The following is a 24,387-nucleotide window of genomic DNA, read 5'->3' as shown; positions in this document are numbered from 1 at the left end:
CGCCAGGCCCAGGCCCAGGCGGGCGTCGCCCGCGCCGACCGCCTGCCCAGCCTGTCCGTGTCCGGTGGCTACACCGGCGTGCGCCTGCCCGAATCGATGGTCGGCGAGGAGCTCGGCGGCCGCTACATGGGCAGCGGCCAGGTCGCATTCGATTTCAGCTACGGGGTCGACCTGTGGGGCGGCAAGCGCGCCAGCTGGGAAGCGGCGGTGGACACGGTGCATGCCGCGGCCGTCGATGCCCAGGCCGCGCGCCTGAAGCTGGTCTCGGGCATCGTCCAGGCCTATGTCGAACTGGACCGGGCCTGGCGTGCCAACGACATCGCCGAGCAGGAACTGGAGCGTGCGCGCAAGACCGTGCAGCTGGTGCGCCAGCGCCGCGCCGCCGGCATCGACAGCGACCTGCAGGTGCGCCAGGCCGAAGCCCGCATTCCCACTGCGCAGCAGCAGCTGCAGGCCGCTGAGCGCATGCACGAAGCCGCCGCAGCCGGCGGCGAGCTGGCCCGGCGCATGGCACTGGTGGGCAACTTCAGCAAGCGCGAGCAGGCCCAGGAGCTGCGGGTGCAGCACGACGCCGCCGCCCAGCTGGCCCGCGCCCGCCTGAACGCGGCCCTGGAGCGCGAGCAACTGGCCCGCCTGATGGGCCTGTGGGGCCCGCAGGCCGACTTTGCCCTGCCGGACAGCCTGCCACCCCTGCCCAAGGCCGAGGCCCTGCACACCGGGGCCGATGCCGAGGCCACCGCCCTGCGCGAGCGCCTGGACGTGCGCGCCCTGCGCCGTGAGCTGGACACCACAGCCGATCGCCACGGCTTCGCCCGCGTGGGCGCGCTGTTTGGCGACATCGGCGCCAGCTACAGCCGCAACACCACCACCGACCGCGCCACACGCCACGACGAGGTCACGCGCGGCTGGGAGCTGGAGCTGCCCCTGCCCCTGTTCGACTGGGGCGGTGTGGCCGCAGCCGGCGCACGCGCACAGTTGCAGCACAGCAGTGCCCAGCTGCGCAACGCGGCCTTGCAGGCGCGCAGCGAGACGCGCACCAGCTGGCTGCGCTACCGCACGGCCTGGGACCTAGCCCAGCAGCAGCGCAGCGAGGTGTTGCCCCTGGCCCAGCAGATGCAGGAGGAGGCCGTGTACCGCTACAACGGCATGTTCATCAGCACCTGGCAGCTGCTGGCCCAGGCCCGCGCCACCACCCAGGCCGTGGCCACCGCCACCGAGGCCCAGCGCGACTTCTGGCTGGCCGATGTGGACCTGCAACTGGCGCTGTACAGCACCTCGCCCGGCGCAGGGGCTGCCAGCCTCTCGAGCCCGGCCACACCGTCCGACTCCCCTGCACAAGGCCACTGAGCATGAACCGCCGCAACTTCTTCACCGGCGCCGCCACCGCAATGGCCGCTGCCTCCGTCAGCCGGGTCGCCATGGCGGCCCTGCCCGAACCCGTCCTGCAAAGCAACGCCGACACGGCCGCGCCGCTGACGCCGCCCAATGGCAGGCCCTACCATCCTGTGGTCACCTTGAACGGCTGGACCACGCCCTGGCGCATGAACGCCGGCGTCAAGGAGTTCCACCTGGTGGCCGAGCCCGTGGTGCGCGAGGTCGCGCCCGGCTTTTTCGTCAACATGTGGGGCTACAACGGCCAGTCGCCAGGACCGACCATCGAGGTGGTCGAGGGCGACCAGGTGCGCATCTTCGTCACCAACCGCCTGCCCGAGGCCACCACCATCCACTGGCACGGCCAGCGCCTGCCCAATGGCATGGACGGTGTGGGCGGCCTGAACCAGCCGCACATCCCGCCGGGCAAGACCTTTGTCTACGAGTTCACGGCGCGCCGCCCCGGCACCTTCATGTACCACCCGCATTCGGACGAGATGGTGCAGATGGCCATGGGCATGATGGGCCTGTGGATCACCCACCCCAAGGGCCGCCACCCGCTGATTGCCGACGTGCAGCGCGACTACGCCTTCCTGCTGGCCGCCTATGCCGTGGAGCCCGGGGCCATGACGCCGCGCATCAACGAGATGACGGACTTCAACATCTGGACCTTCAACAGCCGGGCCTTTCCGTCCATCACGCCGCTGGTGGCCAAGCAAGGCGACAGGGTGCGCATCCGCGTGGGCAATCTGACCATGACCAACCACCCCATCCACCTGCACGGCCACGAGTTCGAGGTCACCGGCACCGACGGCGGCCCCGTGCCAAAGTCCGCCCGCTGGCCCGAGGTGACCACCGACGTGGCCGTGGGCCAGATGCGCCAGGTGGAATTCATCGCCGACGAACCCGGCGACTGGGCCCTGCACTGCCACAAGAGCCACCACACCATGGGCGCCATGGGACACAACGTGCCCACCATGATTGGCGTGGACCACCGCGGCCTGGTGGGCAAGATCCAGAAGATCGTGCCCGACTACATGCTGATGGGCGAGCGGGGCATGGGCGACATGGGGGCCATGGAAATGCCCCTGCCCGACAACACCTTCCCGATGATGACGGGCCAAGGGCCGTACGGGAACATCGAGATGGGCGGCATGTTCACCAGCTTCAAGGTGCGCAAGGGCCTGGGCGCCCACGACTACGGCGACCCCGGCTGGTTCGCGCAACCCCGGGGCACCCAAGCCTATGCCTGGCAGGGCGCCCCGCTGGAGGCGCAGGCACCGCGCCCCACCTCGCCCGGCCAGGCTCCAGGCGCCCCGAGCGTACGCAAACCCGCGGCCGGCCACGGCCCGGCCCACCATTGATGCCGGAGCTAATCATGCAAACTCTGAAATACATAGCTGCCAGCGCTTTACTGACGATCGCTCCGACTGTTTTTGCCCACAGCAATCAAATCCATGAGCCAGCAGGCCCCATGACCCAGGAGACCCAGGAGCAACAAGCCTGGGGCGTGGCAGGCGATGCCCGCAGCGCCCTGCGCACCATCACCTTGAACATGACCGACGACATGCGCTTTAGCCCCAACCACTTCAGCGTGAAGCGCGGTGAAACCGTGCGTTTGCATGTGGTCAACCAAGGGCAAATCATGCATGAGGTGGTGCTGGGCACGCAGGCCAGCCTGCATGAACATGCGCAGATGATGCTGAAGTTTCCCGGCATGCAGCATGCCGAGCCCTATATGGCTCACGTGGCCCCCGGCACCAGCGAAGACCTGGTGTGGCACTTCAACCGCGCCGGCAGTTTTGACTTTGCCTGCCTGATCGCGGGCCACTACCAGGCTGGCATGACCGGCACCTTCACCGTTACGGAATAACGAAATCACCTCCAGAGAGAAAGGAACTCCCCATGTCCACCCAGAAAACCACCCGTCGCCACGCCCTGCACCTGCTGGCGGCTGCCGCAGGCATGGCAGCCCTGCCTGCGCTGGCAGCATCGCCCGCCAAAATCCCCATGGAAGTCTGGAAAGACCCCAACTGCGGCTGCTGCAAGGACTGGATCGTGCTGATGGAGCAAGCCGGCTTCAGCGTGAAAGTGCATGACACGGGCAACACCGCCGTGCGCGCCAAGCTGGGCTTGCCCGCGCAATACGGCTCTTGCCACACCGCCCTGGTGGGCGGCTACCTGGTCGAAGGCCATGTGCCCGCCGCCGACGTGCACAAGCTGCTCAAGGACAAGCCCAAGGCGCTGGGCATTACCGTGCCCGGCATGCCGATTGGCAGCCCCGGCATGGATGGCCCCGAATACGGCGGCCGCAAAGATCCGTACGACGTGCTGCTGGTGAGCAAAAACCTGATGGGCAATAACGTCAACGCCCGTGTCTTCACCAGCTACCGCTAAACACCAGGAGTGCACACCATGACCATTGGGTTCACTTTGCGCGCTGCCACCAGCGCCAGCGCTTTGGGGCTGCTGCTGGCGACCCACCCCGCAGCCGCACAAAACCATGAGGATCACAGCAGCCATGCGGCCCCAATTGCCAGCGTTGCTGCGGACGCCGCCCTGACCGAAGGTGTCATCACCCGCGTGGATGCACGCAGCGGCAAGCTCACCATCCGCCACGGTGAAATTGCCAATCTGGGCATGCCACCCATGACCATGGTGTTCGGTCTGAAAGACCCCGCCCAGGCCCAGACACTAAAGCCCGGCACCAAGGTGGTTTTCCGTGTGGAAGACACGGGCGGCGGCAACTTGCTGATTACGCATATTGAAGCCGTAACCCAGTAAACCCCGCCAGCAACCGCCAGCACCACACTGCGGCCCCGTGCATGCAGCTGCGCCTACACTGGCGCCTGCATGCATACCCTTGACGATTTACATAACGGCGCACTGGCTGGCGCGCGCCACGTGCGGCTCACCCACCTGGGCCTCACTGAATTTCCCCGCCAACTATTCCATCTGGCCGACACGCTAGAGCTGCTGGATCTGTCCGGCAACCAGCTCACCAGCTTGCCGGACGACTTCTCGCGCTTTACGCAGTTGCGTGTGCTGTTTGCCTCCAACAATCCCTTCACCACCCTGCCTGCCGTGCTGGGCCTGTGCCCGCAATTGGAAATGGTGGGCTTCAAAGCCTGCCAGCTTGCCCACATCCCCGAAAGCAGCCTGCCCGCACGCCTGCGCTGGCTGATCCTGACCGACAACCAGCTCACCGCCCTGCCCGCCAGCCTGGGCCAGCGCCCCCGGCTGCAAAAGCTGATGCTCTCGTGCAACCAGCTCACGGCCTTGCCTGACCTGCTTGACTGCACCCAGCTGGAATTGCTGCGCCTGGCCAGCAACCAGTTCACCTGCATTCCGAGCCAGCTCTTGGAATTGCCCGCCTTGGCCTGGCCTGCAGTCGCCGGCAACCCGGCCACCCAAAAAAGTGAGCTGCAAGCGCTTTTTGCATCTGCGCAAAAGACCATTTTTTATCAAAATCTGCAAGTGCATGAACTGCTGGGCGAAGGTGCCAGCGGCCACATTTACCGCGCCCTACGTACCGACGCAGGGCAGGCCATTGCGCTCAAAGTGTTCAAAGCGGCATGGACCAGTGACGGCACACCGCAGTCTGAGCTGGCTGCCGGTATGGCCGCAGGCCAACACCCCCATCTGCTCACGCCGCTGGCACAGGTGCACGGTCACCCGCAAGGCCAGTTGGCCATGGCACTGCCGCTGCTGCCAACGGGCTACACCAACCTGGCCGGCCCGCCCAGCCTGCAAAGCTGTACGCGCGATGTGTATGCGCCGGGCACCCACTTCACCCCTGCCACCGCCCAGCGCCTACTGGCCTGCGGGCGCAGCGCGGTGGAGCATTTGCACGCACGGGGCGTGCTGCACGGTGACCTGTATGCGCACAACATTCTGTGGCAGCCCACCACGGGCGAAGCCATCTTGAGTGACCTGGGCGCCGCCGCCCTCACGCACGCGCTGCCCGCGCAGCAGGTGGCACAGCTACAAGCCATGGAATGGCGCGCTTTTGCCCATCTGCACGCCGAAGTGATGGCGCGCTGCCATGTTGAGAGGCCGCCTCAGTTTTCACGGTTTTGATAGCTGCCAGCGCTTACTCAGCAAGCGCTAGCAGCTTTTTTCCTTCAAATCCAGCCAGGACACCCTCCTGACCTCTGCCTCACAAAAAAAGGGCAGCCTCCCAGGCTGCCCCCAACGCGCTCCCTCTACACACCCACTGGTTTATTGCAAAAAATCAGGCTTGGCGTAACCCGCAAACTTGGTATCCACCACCTGCTTGAACGCGGCAGAGCGGAAAGCCGCTTCCAAGTCCTTGGCCCATGCGGCGCCCTGGTCCTTGGTTTTCACGGCCACCACGTTCAGGTAGTGCTCCGGGGTTTTCTCCAGCAACACGGCATCCGTGAGCTTCAAGCCCGAAGAGATCGCAAAGTTGCCGTTGATGATGGCGTACTGCGCGTCATCCAGAGAGCGCGGCAGGTGCGCTGCATCCAGCGGCAGCAGCTTGATCTTTTTGGGGTTGGCGGCCAAATCCAGTTCTGACACCCGCAGCGGGTTCACGCCTTCCTTGAGCTTGACCAGCCCCGCTTGCTGCAGCAACAGCAGCCCACGTGCCAGATTGCTGGGGTCGTTGGGCAACGCCACCTTGTCGCCTTCCTTCAAATCCGCCAGGCTTTTGCGCTGCTTGGAATACACGCCCATGGGCGCAATCGGCCCTTGCACCAGCGCCTTCAGATCCAGCTTGCGGTCGCCCTTAAACTGGTTGAAATACACCTCGTGCTGAAAAAAGTTGGCGTCCAGCGAACCATCGGCCAGCGCCAAATTGGGCTGCACGTAGTCGTTGAACTCCACCAGCTTGACCTTGTAGCCCTTGGCGGTCAGCAGCGGCACGATGCCGGCCTGCAACTGGTCAATGTTGGAGCCCGCTGTGCCGCCAATCACCAGCTGCTTTTTGCTGGCGTCTTGCGCCATGGCAGGGGCTGCGGCCCAGGTGGCCAGGGCCAAAGTGGTGGCCAGCAGTACGCGGCGCTGGGGTTGAAAAATAAACATGGTGTCTTGCCTCCGGTCGGTTGTGCATCGCGCGATGTGGGCGAACCTGCCGTACGCCGCGCTGATGAAGTGCAGTATCGGCAAACATCTTTCAAACCCAAACCAATAAAAAATAGATCACATATTTCAAATTTATATATAAAGAGGCATTGAATGGCTGCTTCATTGCAGGCCATGGCAGCATGGGCAGAGCTACAGCGCTTTGGGATGCGGAGTGGCATGAGGCCTTTGGATACCCCCGCGCACAAAAAAAGGCTGCCTCACGGCAGCCTTTGGGGGATGGGGCAAACGCTGAAGCGGCGCTGCTTACTGCAAGAAAGCAGGCTTCATATAGCCCACAAACTTGGTGTCCACCACCTGCTTGAAGGCGGGTGAGCGGTAAGCCTCGGCCAGGTCCTTGGCCCACTGGGTGTTCTCGTTACCGGCTTTCACGGCCACCACGTTCAGGTACTGGTCTGGCGTTTTCTCCAGCACCACGGCTTCGCTCAGCTTCAGGCCCGAAGACATGGCGAAGTTGCCGTTGACCACCACAAAGTCCGCGTCTTCCATTGCACGGGGCAGGTGGGCCGCATCCAGGGGCAGGAACTTGAGTTTGTGTTTGTTCTCGGCCAAGTCCAGCTCGGACACGCGGGCGGGGTTCACACCGTCCTTGATTTTGATCAGGCCGGCATTCTGCAGCACCAGCAGCGCACGCGCCAGGTTGCTGGGGTCGTTGGGCAGGGCCACGCGGGCGCCGGCCTTCAGCTCGTTGATGCTCTTGAACTTCTTGGAGTACACGCCCATCGGCGCCACAGGGCCCTGCACGATGGCGCTCAGCGCCAGCTTGCGGTCTTTGGTGAACTGGTCAAAATAAGCGCGGTGCTGGAAAAAGTTGGCGTCCAGCGAGCCATCGTCCAGCGCCAGATTGGGCTGCACGTAGTCGTTGAACTCAATCAGCTTGACGCTGTAGCCCTTGGCCTTGAGCTGGGGCACGATGCCTTCTTGCAACAGGTCGTAGTTGGAGCCAGCGGTGGCGCCAATGCGCAACTGCTTTTTGGCCGCGTCTTGGGCCATGGCAGGCACGGTGAAGGCACCGGCCATCGCCAGCACAGCAGCAGTCAGTACAGCGCGGCGGCCAGCGCCAGCCTTGGAAGAAAAGCGATCAGACATGGTGACTCCCTAACAATGTGTGGTGAAGCGGCCTTGGGCAAGAATGGCTGTGCACATGCCCTGCTGGCAGGGCTGGCACCGATTCCAGCGACCGTTTATCGTTCTGCCAGTATGCCCGCACCAAGGGCAAACCCTAAAGACAAAATCGCCATCTGTTTATCTAAAAATCGAATAAGCACCCACCAAAAAAGAATGTCTGCCATGCATCAACCATTGCTCGCCCACAGCGGCCACATCGCCCAAGTGCAAGGAATTCAAGTGGGGCATCACACCGACCCGCGCCGCCCCACGGGCTGCAGCGTGGTGCTGTGCCCCGCAGGGGCTGTGGGCGGAGTAGATGTGCGCGGCGCAGCGCCGGGCACCCGGGAGACCGATTTGCTGCACCCCAGCAATTTGGTGCAAGAGGTACACGGCATCGTGCTGGCGGGCGGCAGCGCCTGGGGATTGGACAGCGCCACCGGCGCCGTACGCTGGCTGGAAGCGCACGGCGCTGGCCTGCCGATTGGCGTGGGCCGCATTCCGCTGGTGCCCGCCGCCGTGCTGTTCGATGTGATGCTGGGGGATATGACGGTGCGCCCCGACGCGGCAGCCGGCTACGCCGCCTGCCAGGCCGCCAGCAGTGATCGCCCCGCCGAGGGCAGCGTGGGCGCCGGTGCCGGCGCGGTGGTGGGCAAGGTATTTGGCTGGCAGCGCGCCATGAAGGGCGGCATTGGCACGGCCAGCGTCACCGTGCATGGCGTGACCGTGGGTGCGCTGGTGGCCTGCAATGCGCTGGGTGATGTGTACAACCCATTCAACGGCGCACTGATTGCGGGCGCACGCACGGCCGATGGCACCGCACTGCTGAACACGCGCGACGCCTTGCTGCGTGGCGAAGAAGCGCAGCCTATTTTGGCGGGCAGCAACACCACCATCGGCGTGGTGGCTACCGACGCCATCCTCACCAAAGCCCAGGCCCACCGTTTAGCCGCCACCGCACACGATGGGCTGGCCCGCACCATCAACCCCGTGCACACCATGAGTGATGGCGACACCCTGTTTGCACTGGGCACCGGCCACACCGGAAAAACGCTGGGCATGATGACACTGAGCACCATGGCCGCCGAGGCCGTGGCGATTGCCACCGCGCGTGCGGTGCTGCTGGCGCAGTCGGTCAGCGTGCCGGGCCAAGCGCCCTTGCCCAGCTGGCAAGACTGGCAGCGCCACACTCCTGCCTGAGCCAGCGCCTGCCCGCATCGCTCCCGACTACAGATAAAAAAATAGCTGCCTGCGCTCGATAAACATTGGTTTCCAATAAGAAACTATCAGAAACCCTTGATACACCTGCGCTGGCAGCTATGTTTTTTAAGTTTCAAGAAACGTCTCAGTCCACCGTCGCGCCCGAGGCCTTGACCACCGGCGCCCAGGTTTGCACCTCCTGGCGGATGAAGTTGCTGAAGTCCTGCGGCGTGTTCTTTTGCGACACGGCCCCCAGCTTGGCATAGGCCTGCTGCACCTCGGGCTTGTCAAAGGCCGCGTTCATGGCCTTGTTCAGCTTGTCGACCACCTCTTTGGGAGTGCCTTTGGGCGCGATCAGGCCAAACCACGAGGTCACATCAAACGGTGCCACACCGCTTTCTTCCAGCGTGGGTACATCGGGGGCCGAGGGCGAACGCGTTTTGGTGGTCACCGCCAGGGCCTTGAGCTTGCCGGACTGCACATGCGGCCACGAGGCGGGCATGTTGTCGAACATGAACTGCACCTGCCCGCCAATCAAATCCGTCACCGCAGGCGCGCTGCCTTTGTACGGAATGTGCTGGGTTTTCAGGCCCGTGCGCACCTTGAACATTTCACCCGCCATGTGGATGGAGGTGCCACTGCCCGATGAGGCGTAGGAAATTTTGTCGTTGTTGGAGCGCGCCCAGTCAATGAATTCTTTGACGTTGTTGGCCGGCACGCTGGGGTGCACCACCAAAATATTGGGCACCTTGGCGCCCAGCGCCACCGCCTCAAAATCGCGGTTCAAATCGAACTTCACGTTGGGGTACAGGGTCTGGTTGATGGCACTGGTCACCGCCACAAACAGCAGGGTGTAGCCATCGGGGGCCGCGGCCTTGACAGCCTCGGTGGCGATGTTGCTGCCACCACCGGGGCGGTTTTCCACCACGAAGGACTGGCCCAGGGATTCAGTCAACTCCTTGGCCATGATGCGCGCCACCACGTCCGTGGTGCCGCCTGCCGAAAAGCCCACCACAATGCGCACCGGCTTGCTGGGGTAGTCACTAGCCGCCCAGCCAGTTCCCAAGGCCATGCAGGCCAGCGCCCCTACGCCCCACTGGGCATACCACCGACGAGAAGGCGAAAAAGCAAAGCGCATGCGGAAAGTCTCCTGAAGATTGGTGGAATCACGTCACCCGCCAAGGCTGCAGCCTTGACTGGCATCAAGCAGACTTTTATACAAACTCCTGGTCGGTTTGCCCGAGGGGGTTAACCCCGCTCTGACGCACACGGAATGCGATGCCCTGCTTCGCAGGCACCCCAATTTGCGAGAAAACTTGCTCAACCGACGCAAAAAAGGCTCCCGAAGGAGCCTCTTGCTGCATCAAACGCCCAATTACTTGAGAGCCTTGTAGCGGAAGCGCTTGGGGGCTGCGCCCTCTTCGCCCAGGCGCTTCTTCTTGTCGGCTTCGTACTCTTGGTAGTTGCCGTCAAAGAACACCCACTGCGAATCGCCTTCGGCGGCCAGGATGTGCGTGGCGATACGGTCGAGGAACCAGCGATCGTGCGAGATCACCATCACGGTACCCGCGTATTCCAGCAGCGCATCTTCCAGCGCACGCAGTGTTTCCACGTCCAAGTCGTTCGAGGGTTCGTCCAGCATCAACACGTTGCCGCCCTGGATCAGGGTCTTGGCCAGGTGCAGACGGCCGCGCTCACCGCCGGAGAGCATGCCGACCTTCTTTTGCTGGTCTTGGCCGTTGAAGTTAAAGCGGCCGGCATAGGCGCGCGAAGCCATCTGGAACTTGCCCACGTTGATGATGTCCAGACCGCCGGAGATGTCTTCCCACACGGTCTTTTCATCGGCCAGCGCATCACGGTGCTGGTCCACAAAGGCCATCTTCACGGTTTGACCGATCTCGACTTCACCGGAATCGGGCTGTTCCTTGCCAGCAATCAGCTTGAACAAAGTCGATTTACCGGCCCCGTTCGGGCCGATGATGCCGACGATCGCGCCTGCGGGAATGTTCATCGACAGGTTGTCGATCAGCAAACGATCTCCAAACGCCTTCGAGACATTCTTGAACTCAATGACCTTGGAGCCCAGACGTTCCGCCACAGGAATGAAGATTTCCTGGGTTTCGTTGCGGCGCTGGTATTCGTAATCGCTCAATTCCTCAAAGCGTGCAATACGCGCCTTGGACTTAGCTTGGCGACCCTTGGAGTTCTGGCGCACCCATTCCAATTCCTTCTTCAAGGCCTTGGCGCGGGCTTCCTCGCCCTTTTGCTCGGCTTCCAGGCGGTTGCCCTTCTGGATCAGCCAGTCGGAGTAGTTGCCCTTGTAGGGAATGCCGTGACCACGGTCCAGTTCCAAAATCCACTCGGCCGCGTTGTCCAGGAAGTAACGGTCGTGGGTAATCGCCACTACAGTGCCGGAGAAACGGTGCAGGAACTGCTCCAGCCAGTCCACAGACTCCGCGTCCAAGTGGTTGGTAGGTTCATCCAGCAGCAGCATGTCGGGCTTGGACAGCAGCAGCTTGCACAGCGCCACGCGGCGCTTTTCACCACCGGAGAGTTGGCCCACGATGGCATCCCAGGCGGGCAAACGCAGCGCATCGGCCGCGATTTCCAACTGGTGCTCGGAGTCAGTACCTGCGGCGGCAATGATGGCTTCCAGCTCACCTTGCTCAGCGGCCAGGGCGTCAAAGTCTGCGTCTTCTTCGGCGTACGCAGCGTATACCTCTTCCAGACGGGCCTTGGCCTTGTTCACTTCGGCCATGGCTTCTTCCACAGCCTGGCGCACGGTGTGCTCAGGGTTCAGTTGGGGTTCTTGGGGCAGGTAGCCAATCGAGAGCCCCGGCATAGGGATCGCTTCGCCTTCAAATTCCTTATCGACCCCGGCCATGATCTTCAGCAGCGAAGACTTGCCCGAGCCGTTCAGACCCAGCACACCAATCTTGGCGCCGGGGAAAAACGACAGCGAAATGTCCTTCAAGATCTGGCGCTTGGGAGGCACCGTCTTGGTCAGGTGGTTCATCGAAAAGACGTATTGAGCCATGTGTTTGTCAACAAATTCTTGTAGAAAAATAAAAATTTGGCGCACAGATCAAGGGCGCCCCAACCATTGATTATCTCCTCATGCGACAATACGTACCGTCAGGGGCTCCAGTTTCCCCTTGGCATCAGCATTCAGCTGGGGACAAAGGCTCGCCAACCCAAGCGAATCCAGCTCCCAAATCCTGTGAATCTCATCTGCCTACGACTGGCACTGCAACCTGCCTTTTGGTTGCTGCGACAGGCTGATACCCCGCGCCCGGATGGGCGTATCGACAACAATGACATTTCAAGAATTGAACTTGGCACCCGCCATCGTGAAAGCGGTGCTGGAGCAGGGCTACGAAACCCCCACTCCCATTCAGGCACAGGCGATCCCCGCCGTGCTGACAGGCAAAGACCTGCTGGCTGGCGCCCAAACCGGCACTGGCAAGACGGCCGCGTTCTCGCTGCCCATGCTGCACCGCCTGACACAAGGCGGCACGCAAGCCCCTGCGGGCGGCATCCGTGCACTGATCCTCACGCCCACCCGTGAGCTGGCTGCGCAAATTGAAGAAAACATTCGCTCCTATGCCAAATACCTGGATGTGACCACTGCGGTCATCTTCGGTGGCGTCGGCATGAAGCCCCAGATTGACCGCATCCGCAAGGGTGTGGACGTGCTGGTCGCCACGCCTGGCCGCCTGCTCGACTTGCAACAGCAAGGCTTCATGGATCTGTCCAACGTTGAAGTGCTGGTGCTGGACGAAGCCGACCGCATGCTGGACATGGGCTTTATCCACGACGTCAAAAAAATTCTGGCGCTGGTGCCTGCCAACAAGCAAAGCCTGCTGTTCTCCGCCACCTTCAGCGATGACATCCGTTCCTTGGCCAACAACCTGCTCAAAAACCCCGAGAGCATTCAGGTCACGCCCAGCAACACGACGGTGCAGCGCATCAAGCAGGTGATTCACCCTGTGGGCCGCACCAAGAAAAAAGAAGTGCTGCTGCACATCATCAATGAGAACAACTGGAGCCAGGTGCTGGTGTTCACGCGCACCAAATTTGGCGCCAACCATGTGGCCGAGTACCTGACCAAGCACGGCGTAACCGCCATGGCGCTGCATGGCAACAAGAGCCAAAGCGCACGAACGCAAGCCTTGGCGGGTTTCAAGACAGGCGAGTTGCGAGCCCTGGTGGCCACCGACATTGCAGCCCGAGGCATCGACATTGATGAGCTGCCCCACGTCGTCAACTACGAAATTCCCAACGTCCCAGAAGACTACGTGCACCGCATCGGCCGTACAGGCCGTGCGGGCCGTGAAGGCCACGCTGTCAGCTTGGTCTGCATGGACGAAGAAGGCTTCATGATGGAAATTGAACGCTTTACCAAACAGGAAATTCCCGTCGTGCCTATGCCTGAGTTTGGCCCTGAAGCCGGTGAAAAGGCAGAGCCGATTGCCATGGGGCGCCAAACCATCTGGGGCGGTGCAGGCAAACCGCCAAGCCGTGACGTCATGCAAGCGGCTGCACGTGCTGCACGCCAAGAGATGATGGAGCGCATTCGCACCACCAAGACCGGACAAGGTGAACGCGGTGGCCGCGGTCAACGTGCACCGCGTGCAGCAGCACCTGCTGGTGAGCTGGGGGAAGGTGCACCACAAGGCCAGGCCCCTCGACGTGGCCCACGCCGCAGCCCACGCCCAGGCATTGCCCCACGGGACAATGCCCCAGCCATGGAGTCGCGTGACTTTGGCCAAGGCGAAGGTGGCCAGCGTCCTGAACGTCAAGAGCGCGCAGACGCAGACAGCCAAGCCCGCCGCAGCGGCCAAGGGTTTAACCGTTCGCGCCAACGCCCTTCGCGCGATAACCCACGTGGCCCCAACGCCCCAATCAGCAGCCACGGTGAGCGTGACCAAGCACCACGTGAGCCACGCCAACCACGTGAGCCACGCGAATTGCGTGAACCCCGTCAGCAGCGTGAGCCCCGCGCACCGCGCCAGTCGTTCGACCATGACTACAACCGCTTTGACGACAGTCAGCCACGCGCCAACGCGCACTTGGGCACCCAGCTGGATCGCCCCTCTTCGCGCCCACCTCGTAGCACCAGCGGCGGTCAACCTGACCCTACACGCACCAGCATCGACCTGATGGTGGAGCGTCCACGCCGCAGCGGCGGTGGCGGCTTCCGCGGTGGCAACACTGGCGGTAGCGGCGGCGGATTTGGCGGTGGCAACCGCCGTGGCGGCGGCGGCTTCAACCGTTAAAGCCCTCCTCAGCGCACAGGTCGCAGCCTTCACAACCTTTCAGAAGGCTAGCGCCTTGCGCTGACAGCATCGAGCCGCTGCGCGACCTACCATGCGCGCACTTTGCTCGATCGCTTCCAGCGATATGCCTCTAGCGTTGCTCGGCATCATCTCCCTTGGTATCTACGGTTTACAGCACTATGACAAAGCCCATCGCCCCTGTCTTCGCGCCGTATCTGGAACGCCCAGGTCACGCTTTTTCCTCACACGCTTCGCGCTGGATGCTGCTGGCTTCTGCGCTGACTCTGGCTGCGTGCTCCAGCACACCGCTGCCTGAATGGCCCGCATCCACAGCACCACGCACGCAAGCGGCCTCCACACCCGCCTCTGCAGCTGCAAGCAGCACATCTGCACCCAGCGCAGCCAGTGTGACACCCGTGGCTCCTAACACCCGGTTGGAAGTGTTGCCTTACAGCGCCGCTATCGCCGCGCTTTTTCCAGACCCCAGCGAACGCTACAGCACACCCGGCTTATCCGAAGGCCGCCACAGTGCCACCACCAACAGCGAGTTGGCCGAGTTGCTGCGCGAGATCAGCCAGCAAAGTCTGAACCAGTCACCCCGTATTGGCCTGCTCAACAGCGGCAGCGCGCAAAGCGGCACCCCGATTTATGCACTGGTCGCCACCAAGGCACCAGCCATCTCCCCCCTGGCTTTGGATGAAAGTGGCCGCCCCACCGTCATGATCGTGGCCGGTCAGCAAGGCACGGACACTGCAGCCACCGAAGCCGTGCTGGTGCTCTCTAAGGAACTCGGCGCTGGCGGCTTGCTCGCCCCCTTGCTCGACAAAATCAACATTATTTTTGTGCCTCGCGCCAATCCCGACGGGTTTGCGCAAGGCACTGCAACCACCGCCGACGGCACAGATTTGCGGCTAGACCACCTGCTCCTCCAGACCCCTGAAGCACGCTTTTTGGCCAAACTGGCACGCGACTACCGCCCCAGCGTGTTGCTTGATGCTGGCGAGTTCAACGCAGTCCAGCCTACGCTGCAACGCTTTAACGCCGTGCGTGCCAACGACATGGGTCTGCAATACGCCGTCACCCCCAACGGCCACGAGTTTGTCACCAAAGCCGCCCGCGAATGGCTGCACCAACCCGTCAGCCAGACACTGAGCCAAGCAGGCATGCGCGTGGATTGGTCGTTTGAAGCCACAGGCCCCAGCGCCGCAACCGGCTTTGCCATGGGCACGACGGAACCCACCACCTTGCGCAACGTCTCCAGCCTGAAGAACGTGGTGAGCATGGAAGCCAGCAGCCGCGGCAGCGATTTGGGACGCACCCACCTGCAGCGGCGCGTACACAGCCACGTCAAAGCCATGACCACGGTGCTGGAGAGTGCAGCACAGCGCGCAGCAGAACTACGCCAAGTCAACTCCTTTGTGACCCGCGATGTGGCTTCTCAAGCCTGCCGCAGCAGTTTGACGGTACAGGCACAGCCCCGAATGGAGCAGCGCGACGTCACCTTGATTGATGCCGCCAGCGCCCACATCGTGCAAAAGCCTGCGGCCTGGACCAGTGGTTTGGCACTGGGCACACCACGCACCCGCAGCCATGCATGCGGCTACTGGCTGTCCGCCAATGCCGTGCAAGCAACTGAGCGCCTGGGCATGATGGGCGTCTATGTGCAGCGTGTGGCGGAGCTGTCTTCGCTGGACGTGGAAACCTACCAAAGCAGCGCAGCCGCAACAGGCAATGGCACCACCAGTATCAGCTTGGCACGCAGCCACATGGAAGCCGCACCCGGCAGTTACTACGTCAGCATGAACCAACCCCTGGCATTTTTGGCAGCGGCTGCCCTCGAGCCCGACACCCCCTACAGCTTCTACAGCCACGGCATCCTGAGTCAGTTGAACGAAACCGCGCGCGTTGTCGCCCTGCCCCAGATCGTGTTTGAAGAAGAGTAAGAATCAACAAGCCGTCAAGCCACTTCAATGCACGGTATGATTGAGGGCTTGCGCTTTTACAAAGCGAAAAGTGGTGGCGTTAGCTCAGTTGGATAGAGCAACAGCCTTCTAAGCTCATTAAAGAATCTAGGCTTCATGCGGTCTACGGCCTAGATTCTGCTCCGCTAGCATGTACATTTGCACAGTGCTTTAAGCCGCATGCCTTCGTTTTTACTCTGCACAATGCGGAGTGATAAAGGCGCATAAGAACAAGAAAAAGCCCCGGTACTTAAGTGCACCGGGGCTTTTTTATTTGGGCTTTATGGCTAGGCTTTTGGGCATGCTCTCTGCCGCCCTTCTCTGCCTCGTCGTCGGCATCTCAGACGGCGGCACCCTCTACTAAAAAACCCCTGCCAGTTTGCACCAGCAGGGGTTTGTTCTTTGCGCAGACTGCGCGCTTAGAAAGCCCAGCGCACCTTCACGCTGGCAGACTGGTCACGGCTACCGCTACCGTATTCACCGTTGTAGCCCAGCACCAAGGCCGAGTAACGGCTCAGCGCCATCTCGGCCTGCAAACCCACCAGCGCTGTGTTGCGCGCCAGTGGGGCACCAGCCACAGTAAAACTGCTGGAGCCTTCAAACGCCATGGTGCGGTTTTGGCTCAAATTGCCCCAGGCATGGCGCACGCCCAGCGATGCACGCACGCGGGTGTCTTTGCCTGCCAGCACAAAGTCACTGTGCGCACGCACACCCAGCGTTGTGCTAGCCAGCGTGTCACGGCTGGATTCGCTGCTCAGCGCTGCAAAGCCGCCACTTTCCTTGAAGCTGTTCGTGCGCTGCTCGCCCAGGGTGATGCCCACAAACGGCTCAAACCCTTGTTTGTCGTACTGGCCCATGGCGTAGCCCACTTCGGCAAACAACTGCGCCGTGTGAGCGCTGTAGTCGGCCTTGAGGTTTTGCCCCAGCGAAGCAACAGTGCGCTCCGACTCAATGCTGTGGTGCGTGTAGGCAAGGCCGCCCAGCACGTTCACGCGGTTGGCCCCGTGGGCAAAGCTCTTGCCCGTATACACGGCAGCACTGTAGCTGCTGATGTCGGCAGAGGCATCACGGCTGTTGACCTTGGCATCCGACTGTGTGTAGCCCACCGAGCCACCGACTCGCCAACCACTATTGCCCACCTCTTCGTCACCCCCCAAGAACAGACCCGAGGTGTTTTGCTTGAGACCAGGCGCATTCCCATTGCCGTTAAAGCGTTGCCAGTTGCCAACCACCTCCACCCATGCAGGCAAAGCCTTGGACGATGGCAGTGCGGATGCAGGCAACGGCCCATCCGATTGGGCAATCGGTGCACCCGCGCGCAGACCTGCGGTTAGATTGCTGCGCAGGTGGTTTTGGCTGATAGCTGGTGCTTGCGCTCCCAACATGCCCATCGCGCTGTTCACACTCGCGTGCGTGTCACCCGACAGGCTGGCAAACACTGCAGCAGGCGCTCCCACTGGCAGCGTCTGCACAAACTGGTACAGCGGGTGAGTGCTCGGCAAGCTCTCAATACCGCGGGCAGCAGCACCCTGATTGGGAGTATTGGAAAGATCTGCAAAATCTACGTTGGGCTTACGCTGCAAAGCCAGCGTAACATCTGTGGGTGTGTAGCCCAAACTCGCGTCCAAGTACGCAAAATTAGACGAAGCACCGTCAAAAGTGCCACTGATCGCGCCAGCAGTCAGAATGGTATAGGTCTTGCCCACCTGAAAGTCGGTGGCTGCATTCGACTGATTGCCCACATGCACCACACTGCCTGCCAAATTGGCGGTGCCCATAACCCTTACTAAATTGGCTTCGTTGCTGATTGGGTTCACTCTCACCTGCAACTTTGCACCGGGGTTGAACACCAGATTGCCATTAATCGTCAGCGTGCCATACGGCACATCAGCATTGCCTGCCAGCAGGGCAGAGCCTGCAGCCATATCGACACTGCCCTGAATTACTCCAACCCCCTCCAGTGATCCATTATTGGTAAACGCAGCCAAAGGACCTAGCAGGATGGAACCATTGTTGATCAACCGGCCAGTGTTGGTAAGTGTTCCGGTTCCATTTAACAGGTCGCCATTATTGATCAATGTACCGATATTGTTCAACAATCCATCATTTATCAGATTGACATTATTGACCAGCACACTTCCTGCTTGATTCACCAACAAGCCATTGGGGCCGTTAACCAGAAACAACGAATTTGTCAGTGTGCCGCCGTTGTTCTCCAGCGTACCTTGATTAAGTATGACAGCGCTGTTGTTCAGCGTTCCAGTGTTGTGGAGCGAGGCAGTCAATTCAACTCCCAACTCACCTGAATTAGTGACGTTCAATGTGCCAGCGTTGGTCAACATCGAGGTGATGCCAAAGTTCAATCGGTTTACCGCCAATGAACCGCCTTGATCAATCAATACACTGTCATAGAAAGGGAACGGATAGTCTGTTTGAGTATCTTTACTTTCCCCTGTAAGCACATGAATGCTGTTAGGGATTGCAGCGGCAGGCAAAGTCCCCCCCAACCAAACGGCAAGAGAAGCAGCCACGATTGTCATCAGGGGCGTGGAAGAACGAACTTGCGACTTATTACAGCTTGAGCCGCCAGCCTTGCTGCCTGCGCCAGCAGTTTCAGGTGCAGCAACCCATGCGCCCAGCGTTGCATTCCATAGGGTTCGGTAAATATGGTTCATGAAATTGTTTGTGTTTTGTTTGTGTTGTTGTGGCCCTGCCCCGCGTGTGCACCGCAGATACGTTGCCGCAGATGAATGAAAAATCTCGGCACAAATATTAAACAAATTTACCAAAGTTACTCAACGATAATTTTTAACAATTAGGCTCTGCCGCACGCATGATGTAGCTATAGCGCTACAAACTTTGAAATTGACTGCTCGCACATCGCAATTCTTCATAAGCGCGAGCGGATCAATCGCCGACCACAGGCAAGTACCTGCTGCGCTATACTGGCAGCGTCTCGAAAGAGATGGAGCGTAAGAACTCCTTCAAACAGCGGAAGAACCGCACCCGATAGCTTGGCGGTTTTTTTGCGTCCGGACATTGCACGCCTGCACACTTTGCAAGCGCTTGATTTATGGCCGGGAGGGCGACGGATACAACACCCGCAAGGGGAAGAAGTCCGCCTGTCTGTTTGCAGGTTCTTAACCTCCCGGCCGCCTCATTGAAGTGCGTAAGAACGCTTCGATGAGGCTTTAAGTCTCAAACAGGAGCCTGTCATGTCCCAGCCAGCTTTGGCTTTCTCTCCCACCGTCATCGTCATTGATGGCAAGCCCAGCACTACCAGCAACGAAGTTGCAGCCCATTTCGGCAAACAACATTTGCACGTGATGGAACGCATCAGAAGCCTGCTTCCAAACTTGCCTGCAGAGCACCAATCGGATTTTCGATTGGTTGAATTTACGGATGCAAAAGGAGAAAAGCGCCCCGCCTACCGCCTCACCCGCGACGGCTTCACGCTGCTGGCCATGGGCTTCACCGGCAAGAAGGCGCTGGCATTCAAGCTGGCCTACATCGACGCCTTCAACCGCATGGAGGCAGAGTTAAGTCAACCCGCCCAAGACGCGCAGCGCCTGCAACTGGCCCAAACGCTGGCCAGCCAAGCCGGCGCGCAGGTGATGCAAACGGTGTTTGATGCCGTCATGTCTGGCCGCAACGCCGACTGGCGCCGCGCCCGCTACCTGCTCAGCTTTGGCTACGACCAAAGCGGCCAGCCCAGCTTGCCTATGACCAAAGAGGTGGCAGACGGGCAAATCATTGCCAGCCTGCCTGAGCTGACCCAGCACATTGCCAAGGCCGACATCATGCCCAGCGACACGCAACTGGCCGCCCTGGCCTCTGCCTGCACCCAACGCCTGACCGAGCGGGCCCAGATCCGCGAGCGCAGAACAGAAGTGGCAGCGCCCGCCCCTGCCACTAGCACCTTGCCAGCGCACGCATCACCCCACACATCACCGCGCATCGGCCACGATGGCAAGCCCCTGCCACCCGACACTTTCCGTGCTGTGTTTGTTTGATGAATGATTAATTTGATAGCTGCTAGCGCTTTCTGCGTAAGCGCCAGCAGCACTTTTCATCAAATTTCCAACGAATCTTGCGGCCATCAGCGCGATATATGAGAATTCGCCTGTTCGGCTTGCGAAACCGACCGCATTGGAAGCATTTCCATGCATAACCGTACTACCCCAAGGGGCGGTGCCTTGTAGTCTCCCCAATGGAGCTCCTGGAACAGCACAACCAACCTGCTACGGCAGGTTCATTTGTGTTTTTTCAGATGACCAAACTACAGACCCTACGCAAATCCGCATTCAAAGCCCAAAACGGTTGCTGCTTTTACTGCAGCCTGCCTATGTGGGAAAACAGCGATAAAGCTGCTTTTGCCTCTCGATTCAATATTCCAAAGAAATTGATTCCGCTGTGTCAAAGCACTGCGGAGCATTTGCGCGCGCAGCAAGACGGCGGCAAGGACGTGCGCGAGAATATTGCCGCAGCGTGCAAATTCTGTAATGCGACGCGTCATAAAGGTCGTGCCGCCAATGCGCCAAGCCCCGAACTGTACAAGGCGCGCATTCAGCGTCGCGTTGCACAGGGCAAGTGGCACCCTGCACTGGTAGCACTTACTACCAGCGGATGGCCATCACCAATGCGCCTAACCCACCAGCGGTAATGCCCAACGCTGTCAGCACATGCGCCAAGACAAGGCGGCGGACCAAGCGGTCTGCACCTGCAGTGTCTAGCTGCTTTGCTATGTTGATTTTGGTAAACAGCATTTCGTTCAGTCCAGCAGTTGCCTGTCTGTGCGCACCTGCCCCATCAGGGCGTTGACTTGGGCGTCACGCTGCTCGACCAAATAGACAAGTTCTCCAACCACGCCCGCGCCTTGTGCAGCGTGGGCTGCGAGTTGCTGGTGTTGATCTGCGAGATCTCGGCAGGCAGCGGCGTCACTGGCAGCCTGGGCGTGCTGGGTGGCGGTGGTGCGCAGGTTGTGCTGCAGGCTTGCAATGCGGGCAGCGTCAGTAGTGCGGCCAGCTTCCAGCCGCTGGATTTCTTGGGTGTATGCATGGGTGTTGTCCTGTTGGTTGCCTGCGTGCTGCAGCAAAGTGCTTGCATCTTTTTTAATAGCTGCCTGCGCCTGCTGCGCTTGCTCTTGGCCTGCTTTTGCATGTGATGCCTCCAGCGTGGCCACATCCACCTGCAGCCCCGCCACGCGCAGCTGCTGCAGCAAGACCAAAACAGCCAGCCCCAAGGCCAGCCACAACCAAACCTTTGGCATAAAACTATCAATCAGCTTGAGCATTTCCGCCCTCCAAGCCACGGATGGCAATCACGCTGAAATGCCCGTCGCGCCCCCAGTCGCGGCACAGCTCAGCCGTGGTGGTGCGGCGGCCCACCAAGCCCGGCAGCTGCACGCTTTGGCCGTTGACGGTGCCGCGCACCCAGCGGGGCATCTGCGCACAGGCGGCCTCTAACTTGCCTGCATTGGCCAAGCCCAGCATGGTGCTGCCGCGCACGGCGCCTTCGCCCAGGTTGTAGAGCATGTCGATAAAACTGGCTTGCACCCAGACGTTGTAGGTGGCCCAGTGGTTGAACAAGCGCTTGGCTGCAAGCTCGGCCTGCAGGTACTTGGGCAGCTCCAGCCGGTAGCAGTCGTCTTTGCTGTAGTAGCGCCCTGCCACCACTTCGGGCCCGGTGACGCCGTTGCACACGGTCAGAGGCTGGCCTTTGCCCAACTTGTCAACATAGGGCACACCGATGTGCCGACCGCTGCTTTCATAGTGAGCGCCCAACTCCATGGCCAGCTGCACGGCCTGGCTGGGCTTGGCAGGTTGGTCGACCGCCACATAGGTGGTCGCGCCCACAGCAAAACCCAAGGCCAGCTGTAGCAGCTTGTTGCGCAATACGGCAGGGACTTTGCTCATCGCACACCTCGCCATGCTGCGTAAGCCGCCATCACCGACGCACCCAAGCCCACAATGGCAGCCGCTGGCTTGGCCAGCTTACCCAGCCAGTTGAGCACTTTGAATGCACCACGCATGGCCTCAAAAAACTCCAGCAAGTCAGTAAGCTGCTGCTTGAGTTCATGCAGCTCTTTGCGCGTGGCCGTCAGCTCGCGCTCAATGCCGGCCATGCGCACGCTGCCGTTGTCAAACTTCTGGTTAATCTGCTGCAGCGTGGTTGCGGGCAGCTCGTTGCCGTGATCGTCCACCATGTTCCCCCTCCTTTTTTAATCAGACTTCAATCAATACGTAGGGCAAGTCAGGCGCTGGGCCGGTGATGACCCCGCCCTGCACGTACACCCGTGCACCGCTGGGCTGTAGCAGAGGGTTGCGCACACGCAGCTGGCCTGCGCCGCCGTCTTGGGCCACCTCGGCCATGCCATCGGCATGCAGCACGGTGACAGTGCCCGTGAGCAAAGGTGCTTCGGGCATCAGTGCCTTGAGGCGTTTGTAAAGATTGGTGCTCACGCCGCCACCCTTTCAACGGTGAGTTGCTGGCGCACTTTGGGCAGTGCGGCGCTGACGTTGACGCCGCGCACCAGACCACGCCAAGTGCCATCGGTGTCGGCCACCTCCAGCAACTGGCCGGGGCGCACGATGCCGGGATTGGTGCCGCCCGTGAGCACGGGCATGCTGATGGTTTGCAGCAGCTTGTTGCCACTGGCAGCCAGGGCCCACTGGCCGCGCAGGCGGGCGGCATCGGCATGGGTAATCAGGTCATCCTGCACGGCAGGCGCCAGCTTGTCGCGGGCGCTCAGGCTGCGCACGACGTGGCCCTGCACGCCACCTACGCTGCCGCCGGTCAGATAGATGGCGTTGTAGTCGGCCCGTGGCTCCGGGCGCAGCTCATCGGTGACGATGACGGCCGCGGGCATTTGCACGTCAGGCACAGCGTCTGCCCAGTGCCACGGCAGCACGGGGTAGCGCGGCGCAATGATGAGCTGCTCTGCCGTGGGGTGACTGCGTACCACCGCGCCCACGCTTTCTGCCACGCGCAGCACGGCCTGCAGGGGCGTGCCCTGAAAACTCCATGCGCCTGCGGGCACCAGCCAATCGGCAATCTGCCAATCCAGCCCCACGCCAGTAAATTCCAGTGCCTGCACGGCCAGCTGCTGCGCTGTAGCTGCCGCGCTGCTGAGCCAGCTTTGCTGCGGCATATAAGGCGCACCCAGCATGGCAGTGACGCTGACACCCTGCACCGCTACGCGCTTGCGCTCAAAACTGCGGCTGCGGGCAGTGCTGGTGATGGCAAATACAAAAGCAATCCCGTTGATATCTACCCGCACGCGGGTAGGCAAGCCTGCCACGGGAGCGAGCTGCTCCATCAGGTGCTCCGGGCCATTGGCCGTGAGGCTCCAGCCGTAGCCATCATCGTCGGCAGACAGCGTCAGGTCGGTGAGCGGCACAGGCTCCATGCCAGGCAGCAGGTGTGCGGTGAGGTGGTGGACTTGCATATAGGCAGGCAGTAAGGGAATGACGTAGTGCGGCGTGGGCTGCGGATCTGGAGCTTTGCGCTTACAGCGAAACACCAGCGCAGCAGGCAATCCACTGGCATTGGCCTGGTCAAACACCAAGGCTGCTGGCAGGCCGGGCACGTAGCATGGCTTGGGCTGCGGATTTGGCGGCAGGGGCCACACCCACTGTCCGGGGCCTGGTTTGGCAGCCTCTTGGTAGCGGCCACCCACACCCACCCGTACAGGCAGCCCATGGGCAAAGCTGGTGAGCCAGCGGCCGCTTGCGGGCAGGGCTTGTTGCATGCTGCCTTGCAGGGCGTTGCGCAGACGCACTGCCTGCTCAAACGCCACCAACGTGGCAACACGCAGGGCCTGCGCGTCTTGCACCACATCAAGCGCAGCGCTGTAACGACGCAAGGATTGCTCAAACCCACTGCGCATGCCGTGGCGCACGGATGCTGCGTCTTGCATCACATCAACACCCGCACCTCGCAAAGGCTTGGCTTGTTGCCACAGTGCGCGCACTTGCTCTGACACATGGCGCGCGTCTTGCCAGATCTGGGTGATGGCAGTTTGTGTGCGCATTGACTGCTGCCACACACCTTGCACGGCCGCACGCAATGACTGCGCCGGCTGGGCAGCATCGGTGACCATGGCCACACTGGGGCGAGAAACATTCACATACCAGCCCACAGCAACGGGGCCGCGCAGACCAGCAGTGATACGCCCCACGGCGGTAACACGCTGCACAGCTGCCACACGCACCGCACCACGCATACCCAGCGAAAGGCGGCCAACAGCTGCCAGCATGTACTTTGGCTGGGGCGCGCCTTCATCCGCCCCCAGCACCAGTTGCACGGGGTTGCCAGCGCCCTGATGCTGCTGTTTAAAGACAAGTGGGGTAGCGGCCATGTGC

Annotated in this window: 21 protein-coding genes and 1 pseudogene; 11 read left to right on the top strand and 11 right to left on the bottom strand. The window is 61.3% G+C overall.

Annotated features, from left to right (window positions below):
• From B3R00_RS03740 to B3R00_RS03715, 6 genes are all read left to right on the top strand, one after another.
• The coding region (locus B3R00_RS03740) for a TolC family protein (RefSeq protein ID WP_286997521.1) at positions 1-1,347 on the top strand (1,347 nt) is incomplete at its 5' end.
• A 2-nt stretch (positions 1,348-1,349) separates the two neighbouring features.
• The gene (locus B3R00_RS03735) at positions 1,350-2,735 is read left to right on the top strand and encodes a multicopper oxidase family protein (protein ID WP_286997520.1); all 1,386 of its coding nucleotides are present in this window, start codon (positions 1,350-1,352) and stop codon (positions 2,733-2,735) included.
• A 14-nt stretch (positions 2,736-2,749) separates the two neighbouring features.
• Entirely contained in the window at positions 2,750-3,244 is a 495-nt protein-coding gene (locus tag B3R00_RS03730) for a cupredoxin domain-containing protein (protein WP_286997519.1), read from the top strand.
• 32 nt (positions 3,245-3,276) lie between these two features.
• Complete coding sequence (locus B3R00_RS03725) at positions 3,277-3,768, top strand: DUF411 domain-containing protein (RefSeq protein WP_376747668.1); 492 nt, start codon at positions 3,277-3,279, stop codon at positions 3,766-3,768.
• Between the two features lie 18 nt (positions 3,769-3,786).
• Positions 3,787-4,155, top strand: coding sequence for a copper-binding protein (locus B3R00_RS03720; protein ID WP_286997517.1), 369 nt, complete (start codon positions 3,787-3,789; stop codon positions 4,153-4,155).
• A gap of 69 nt (positions 4,156-4,224) precedes the next feature.
• Positions 4,225-5,451: a leucine-rich repeat-containing protein kinase family protein gene (locus B3R00_RS03715; RefSeq protein ID WP_286997516.1), complete on the top strand. Its 1,227-nt coding sequence runs from the start codon at positions 4,225-4,227 to the stop codon at positions 5,449-5,451.
• A 141-nt stretch (positions 5,452-5,592) separates the two neighbouring features.
• On the opposite strand, the gene B3R00_RS03710 is transcribed toward B3R00_RS03715, so the two are convergent.
• Positions 5,593-6,417, bottom strand: a complete 825-nt coding sequence (locus tag B3R00_RS03710; protein ID WP_286997515.1) for a MetQ/NlpA family ABC transporter substrate-binding protein — start codon at positions 6,415-6,417, stop codon at positions 5,593-5,595.
• A 306-nt stretch (positions 6,418-6,723) separates the two neighbouring features.
• On the bottom strand, positions 6,724-7,566 hold the full coding sequence (locus B3R00_RS03705; RefSeq protein ID WP_376747669.1) for a MetQ/NlpA family ABC transporter substrate-binding protein: 843 nt from the start codon (positions 7,564-7,566) through the stop codon (positions 6,724-6,726).
• Positions 7,567-7,767: 201 nt separating this feature from the next.
• On the opposite strand from B3R00_RS03705, the gene B3R00_RS03700 reads away from it, so the two are divergent.
• Positions 7,768-8,784, top strand: a complete 1,017-nt coding sequence (locus B3R00_RS03700) for a P1 family peptidase (RefSeq protein WP_376747670.1) — start codon at positions 7,768-7,770, stop codon at positions 8,782-8,784.
• A gap of 145 nt (positions 8,785-8,929) precedes the next feature.
• Here B3R00_RS03700 and B3R00_RS03695 read toward each other — a convergent pair whose 3' ends face one another.
• Both B3R00_RS03695 and ettA read right to left on the bottom strand, forming a co-directional pair.
• A complete protein-coding gene (locus tag B3R00_RS03695; RefSeq protein ID WP_286997528.1) occupies positions 8,930-9,856 on the bottom strand; it encodes a Bug family tripartite tricarboxylate transporter substrate binding protein in 927 nt (308 codons plus the stop codon).
• A 303-nt stretch (positions 9,857-10,159) separates the two neighbouring features.
• Positions 10,160-11,821: an energy-dependent translational throttle protein EttA gene (gene ettA / locus B3R00_RS03690; protein ID WP_286997512.1), complete on the bottom strand. Its 1,662-nt coding sequence runs from the start codon at positions 11,819-11,821 to the stop codon at positions 10,160-10,162.
• Positions 11,822-12,098: 277 nt separating this feature from the next.
• On the opposite strand from ettA, the gene B3R00_RS03685 reads away from it, so the two are divergent.
• Together B3R00_RS03685 and B3R00_RS03680 are read left to right on the top strand one after the other, a co-directional pair.
• On the top strand, positions 12,099-14,063 hold the full coding sequence (locus tag B3R00_RS03685; protein ID WP_286997510.1) for a DEAD/DEAH box helicase: 1,965 nt from the start codon (positions 12,099-12,101) through the stop codon (positions 14,061-14,063).
• Between the two features lie 179 nt (positions 14,064-14,242).
• On the top strand, positions 14,243-16,006 hold the full coding sequence (locus tag B3R00_RS03680) for a M14 family zinc carboxypeptidase (RefSeq protein WP_286997509.1): 1,764 nt from the start codon (positions 14,243-14,245) through the stop codon (positions 16,004-16,006).
• 437 nt (positions 16,007-16,443) lie between these two features.
• On the opposite strand, the gene B3R00_RS03675 is transcribed toward B3R00_RS03680, so the two are convergent.
• Together B3R00_RS03675 and B3R00_RS16340 are read right to left on the bottom strand one after the other, a co-directional pair.
• The gene (locus B3R00_RS03675) at positions 16,444-17,949 is read right to left on the bottom strand and encodes an autotransporter outer membrane beta-barrel domain-containing protein (protein WP_286997507.1); all 1,506 of its coding nucleotides are present in this window, start codon (positions 17,947-17,949) and stop codon (positions 16,444-16,446) included.
• A 636-nt stretch (positions 17,950-18,585) separates the two neighbouring features.
• A pseudogene (locus tag B3R00_RS16340) lies at positions 18,586-18,699 on the bottom strand (ESPR domain-containing protein); the annotation flags it as partial.
• Between the two features lie 540 nt (positions 18,700-19,239).
• On the opposite strand from B3R00_RS16340, the gene B3R00_RS03670 reads away from it, so the two are divergent.
• Together B3R00_RS03670 and B3R00_RS03665 are read left to right on the top strand one after the other, a co-directional pair.
• The gene (locus tag B3R00_RS03670) at positions 19,240-20,037 is read left to right on the top strand and encodes a Rha family transcriptional regulator (RefSeq protein WP_286997505.1); all 798 of its coding nucleotides are present in this window, start codon (positions 19,240-19,242) and stop codon (positions 20,035-20,037) included.
• Between the two features lie 197 nt (positions 20,038-20,234).
• On the top strand, positions 20,235-20,687 hold the full coding sequence (locus B3R00_RS03665) for an HNH endonuclease (protein ID WP_286997504.1): 453 nt from the start codon (positions 20,235-20,237) through the stop codon (positions 20,685-20,687).
• A gap of 108 nt (positions 20,688-20,795) precedes the next feature.
• On the opposite strand, the gene B3R00_RS03660 is transcribed toward B3R00_RS03665, so the two are convergent.
• The 5 genes from B3R00_RS03660 to B3R00_RS03640 are packed head-to-tail and all read right to left on the bottom strand — an operon-like array spanning position 20,796 to position 24,383.
• The gene (locus B3R00_RS03660; RefSeq protein WP_286997502.1) at positions 20,796-21,293 is read right to left on the bottom strand and encodes a hypothetical protein; all 498 of its coding nucleotides are present in this window, start codon (positions 21,291-21,293) and stop codon (positions 20,796-20,798) included.
• A 7-nt stretch (positions 21,294-21,300) separates the two neighbouring features.
• Entirely contained in the window at positions 21,301-21,939 is a 639-nt protein-coding gene (locus B3R00_RS03655; RefSeq protein WP_286997500.1) for a lysozyme, read from the bottom strand.
• Positions 21,936-22,229, bottom strand: a complete 294-nt coding sequence (locus tag B3R00_RS03650; RefSeq protein WP_286997499.1) for a hypothetical protein — start codon at positions 22,227-22,229, stop codon at positions 21,936-21,938. The genes B3R00_RS03655 and B3R00_RS03650 overlap by 4 nt, the downstream gene beginning before the upstream one ends.
• A 19-nt stretch (positions 22,230-22,248) precedes the next feature.
• Positions 22,249-22,485 carry a hypothetical protein gene (locus B3R00_RS03645; protein WP_286997498.1) on the bottom strand — a complete coding sequence of 79 codons (237 nt, stop codon included), beginning with the start codon at positions 22,483-22,485 and terminating at the stop codon, positions 22,249-22,251.
• Positions 22,482-24,383 carry a hypothetical protein gene (locus B3R00_RS03640; RefSeq protein WP_286997496.1) on the bottom strand — a complete coding sequence of 634 codons (1,902 nt, stop codon included), beginning with the start codon at positions 24,381-24,383 and terminating at the stop codon, positions 22,482-22,484. The genes B3R00_RS03645 and B3R00_RS03640 overlap by 4 nt, the downstream gene beginning before the upstream one ends.
• Between the last annotated feature and the right edge of the window lie 4 nt (positions 24,384-24,387).

It is taken from the genome of Comamonas sp. UBA7840, from assembly GCF_002501455.1.
In the GTDB taxonomy this organism is placed as follows: Bacteria; Pseudomonadota; Gammaproteobacteria; order Burkholderiales; family Burkholderiaceae_C; genus Comamonas; species Comamonas jiangduensis.
This window is presented reverse-complemented; position numbering and strand designations above follow the sequence as displayed.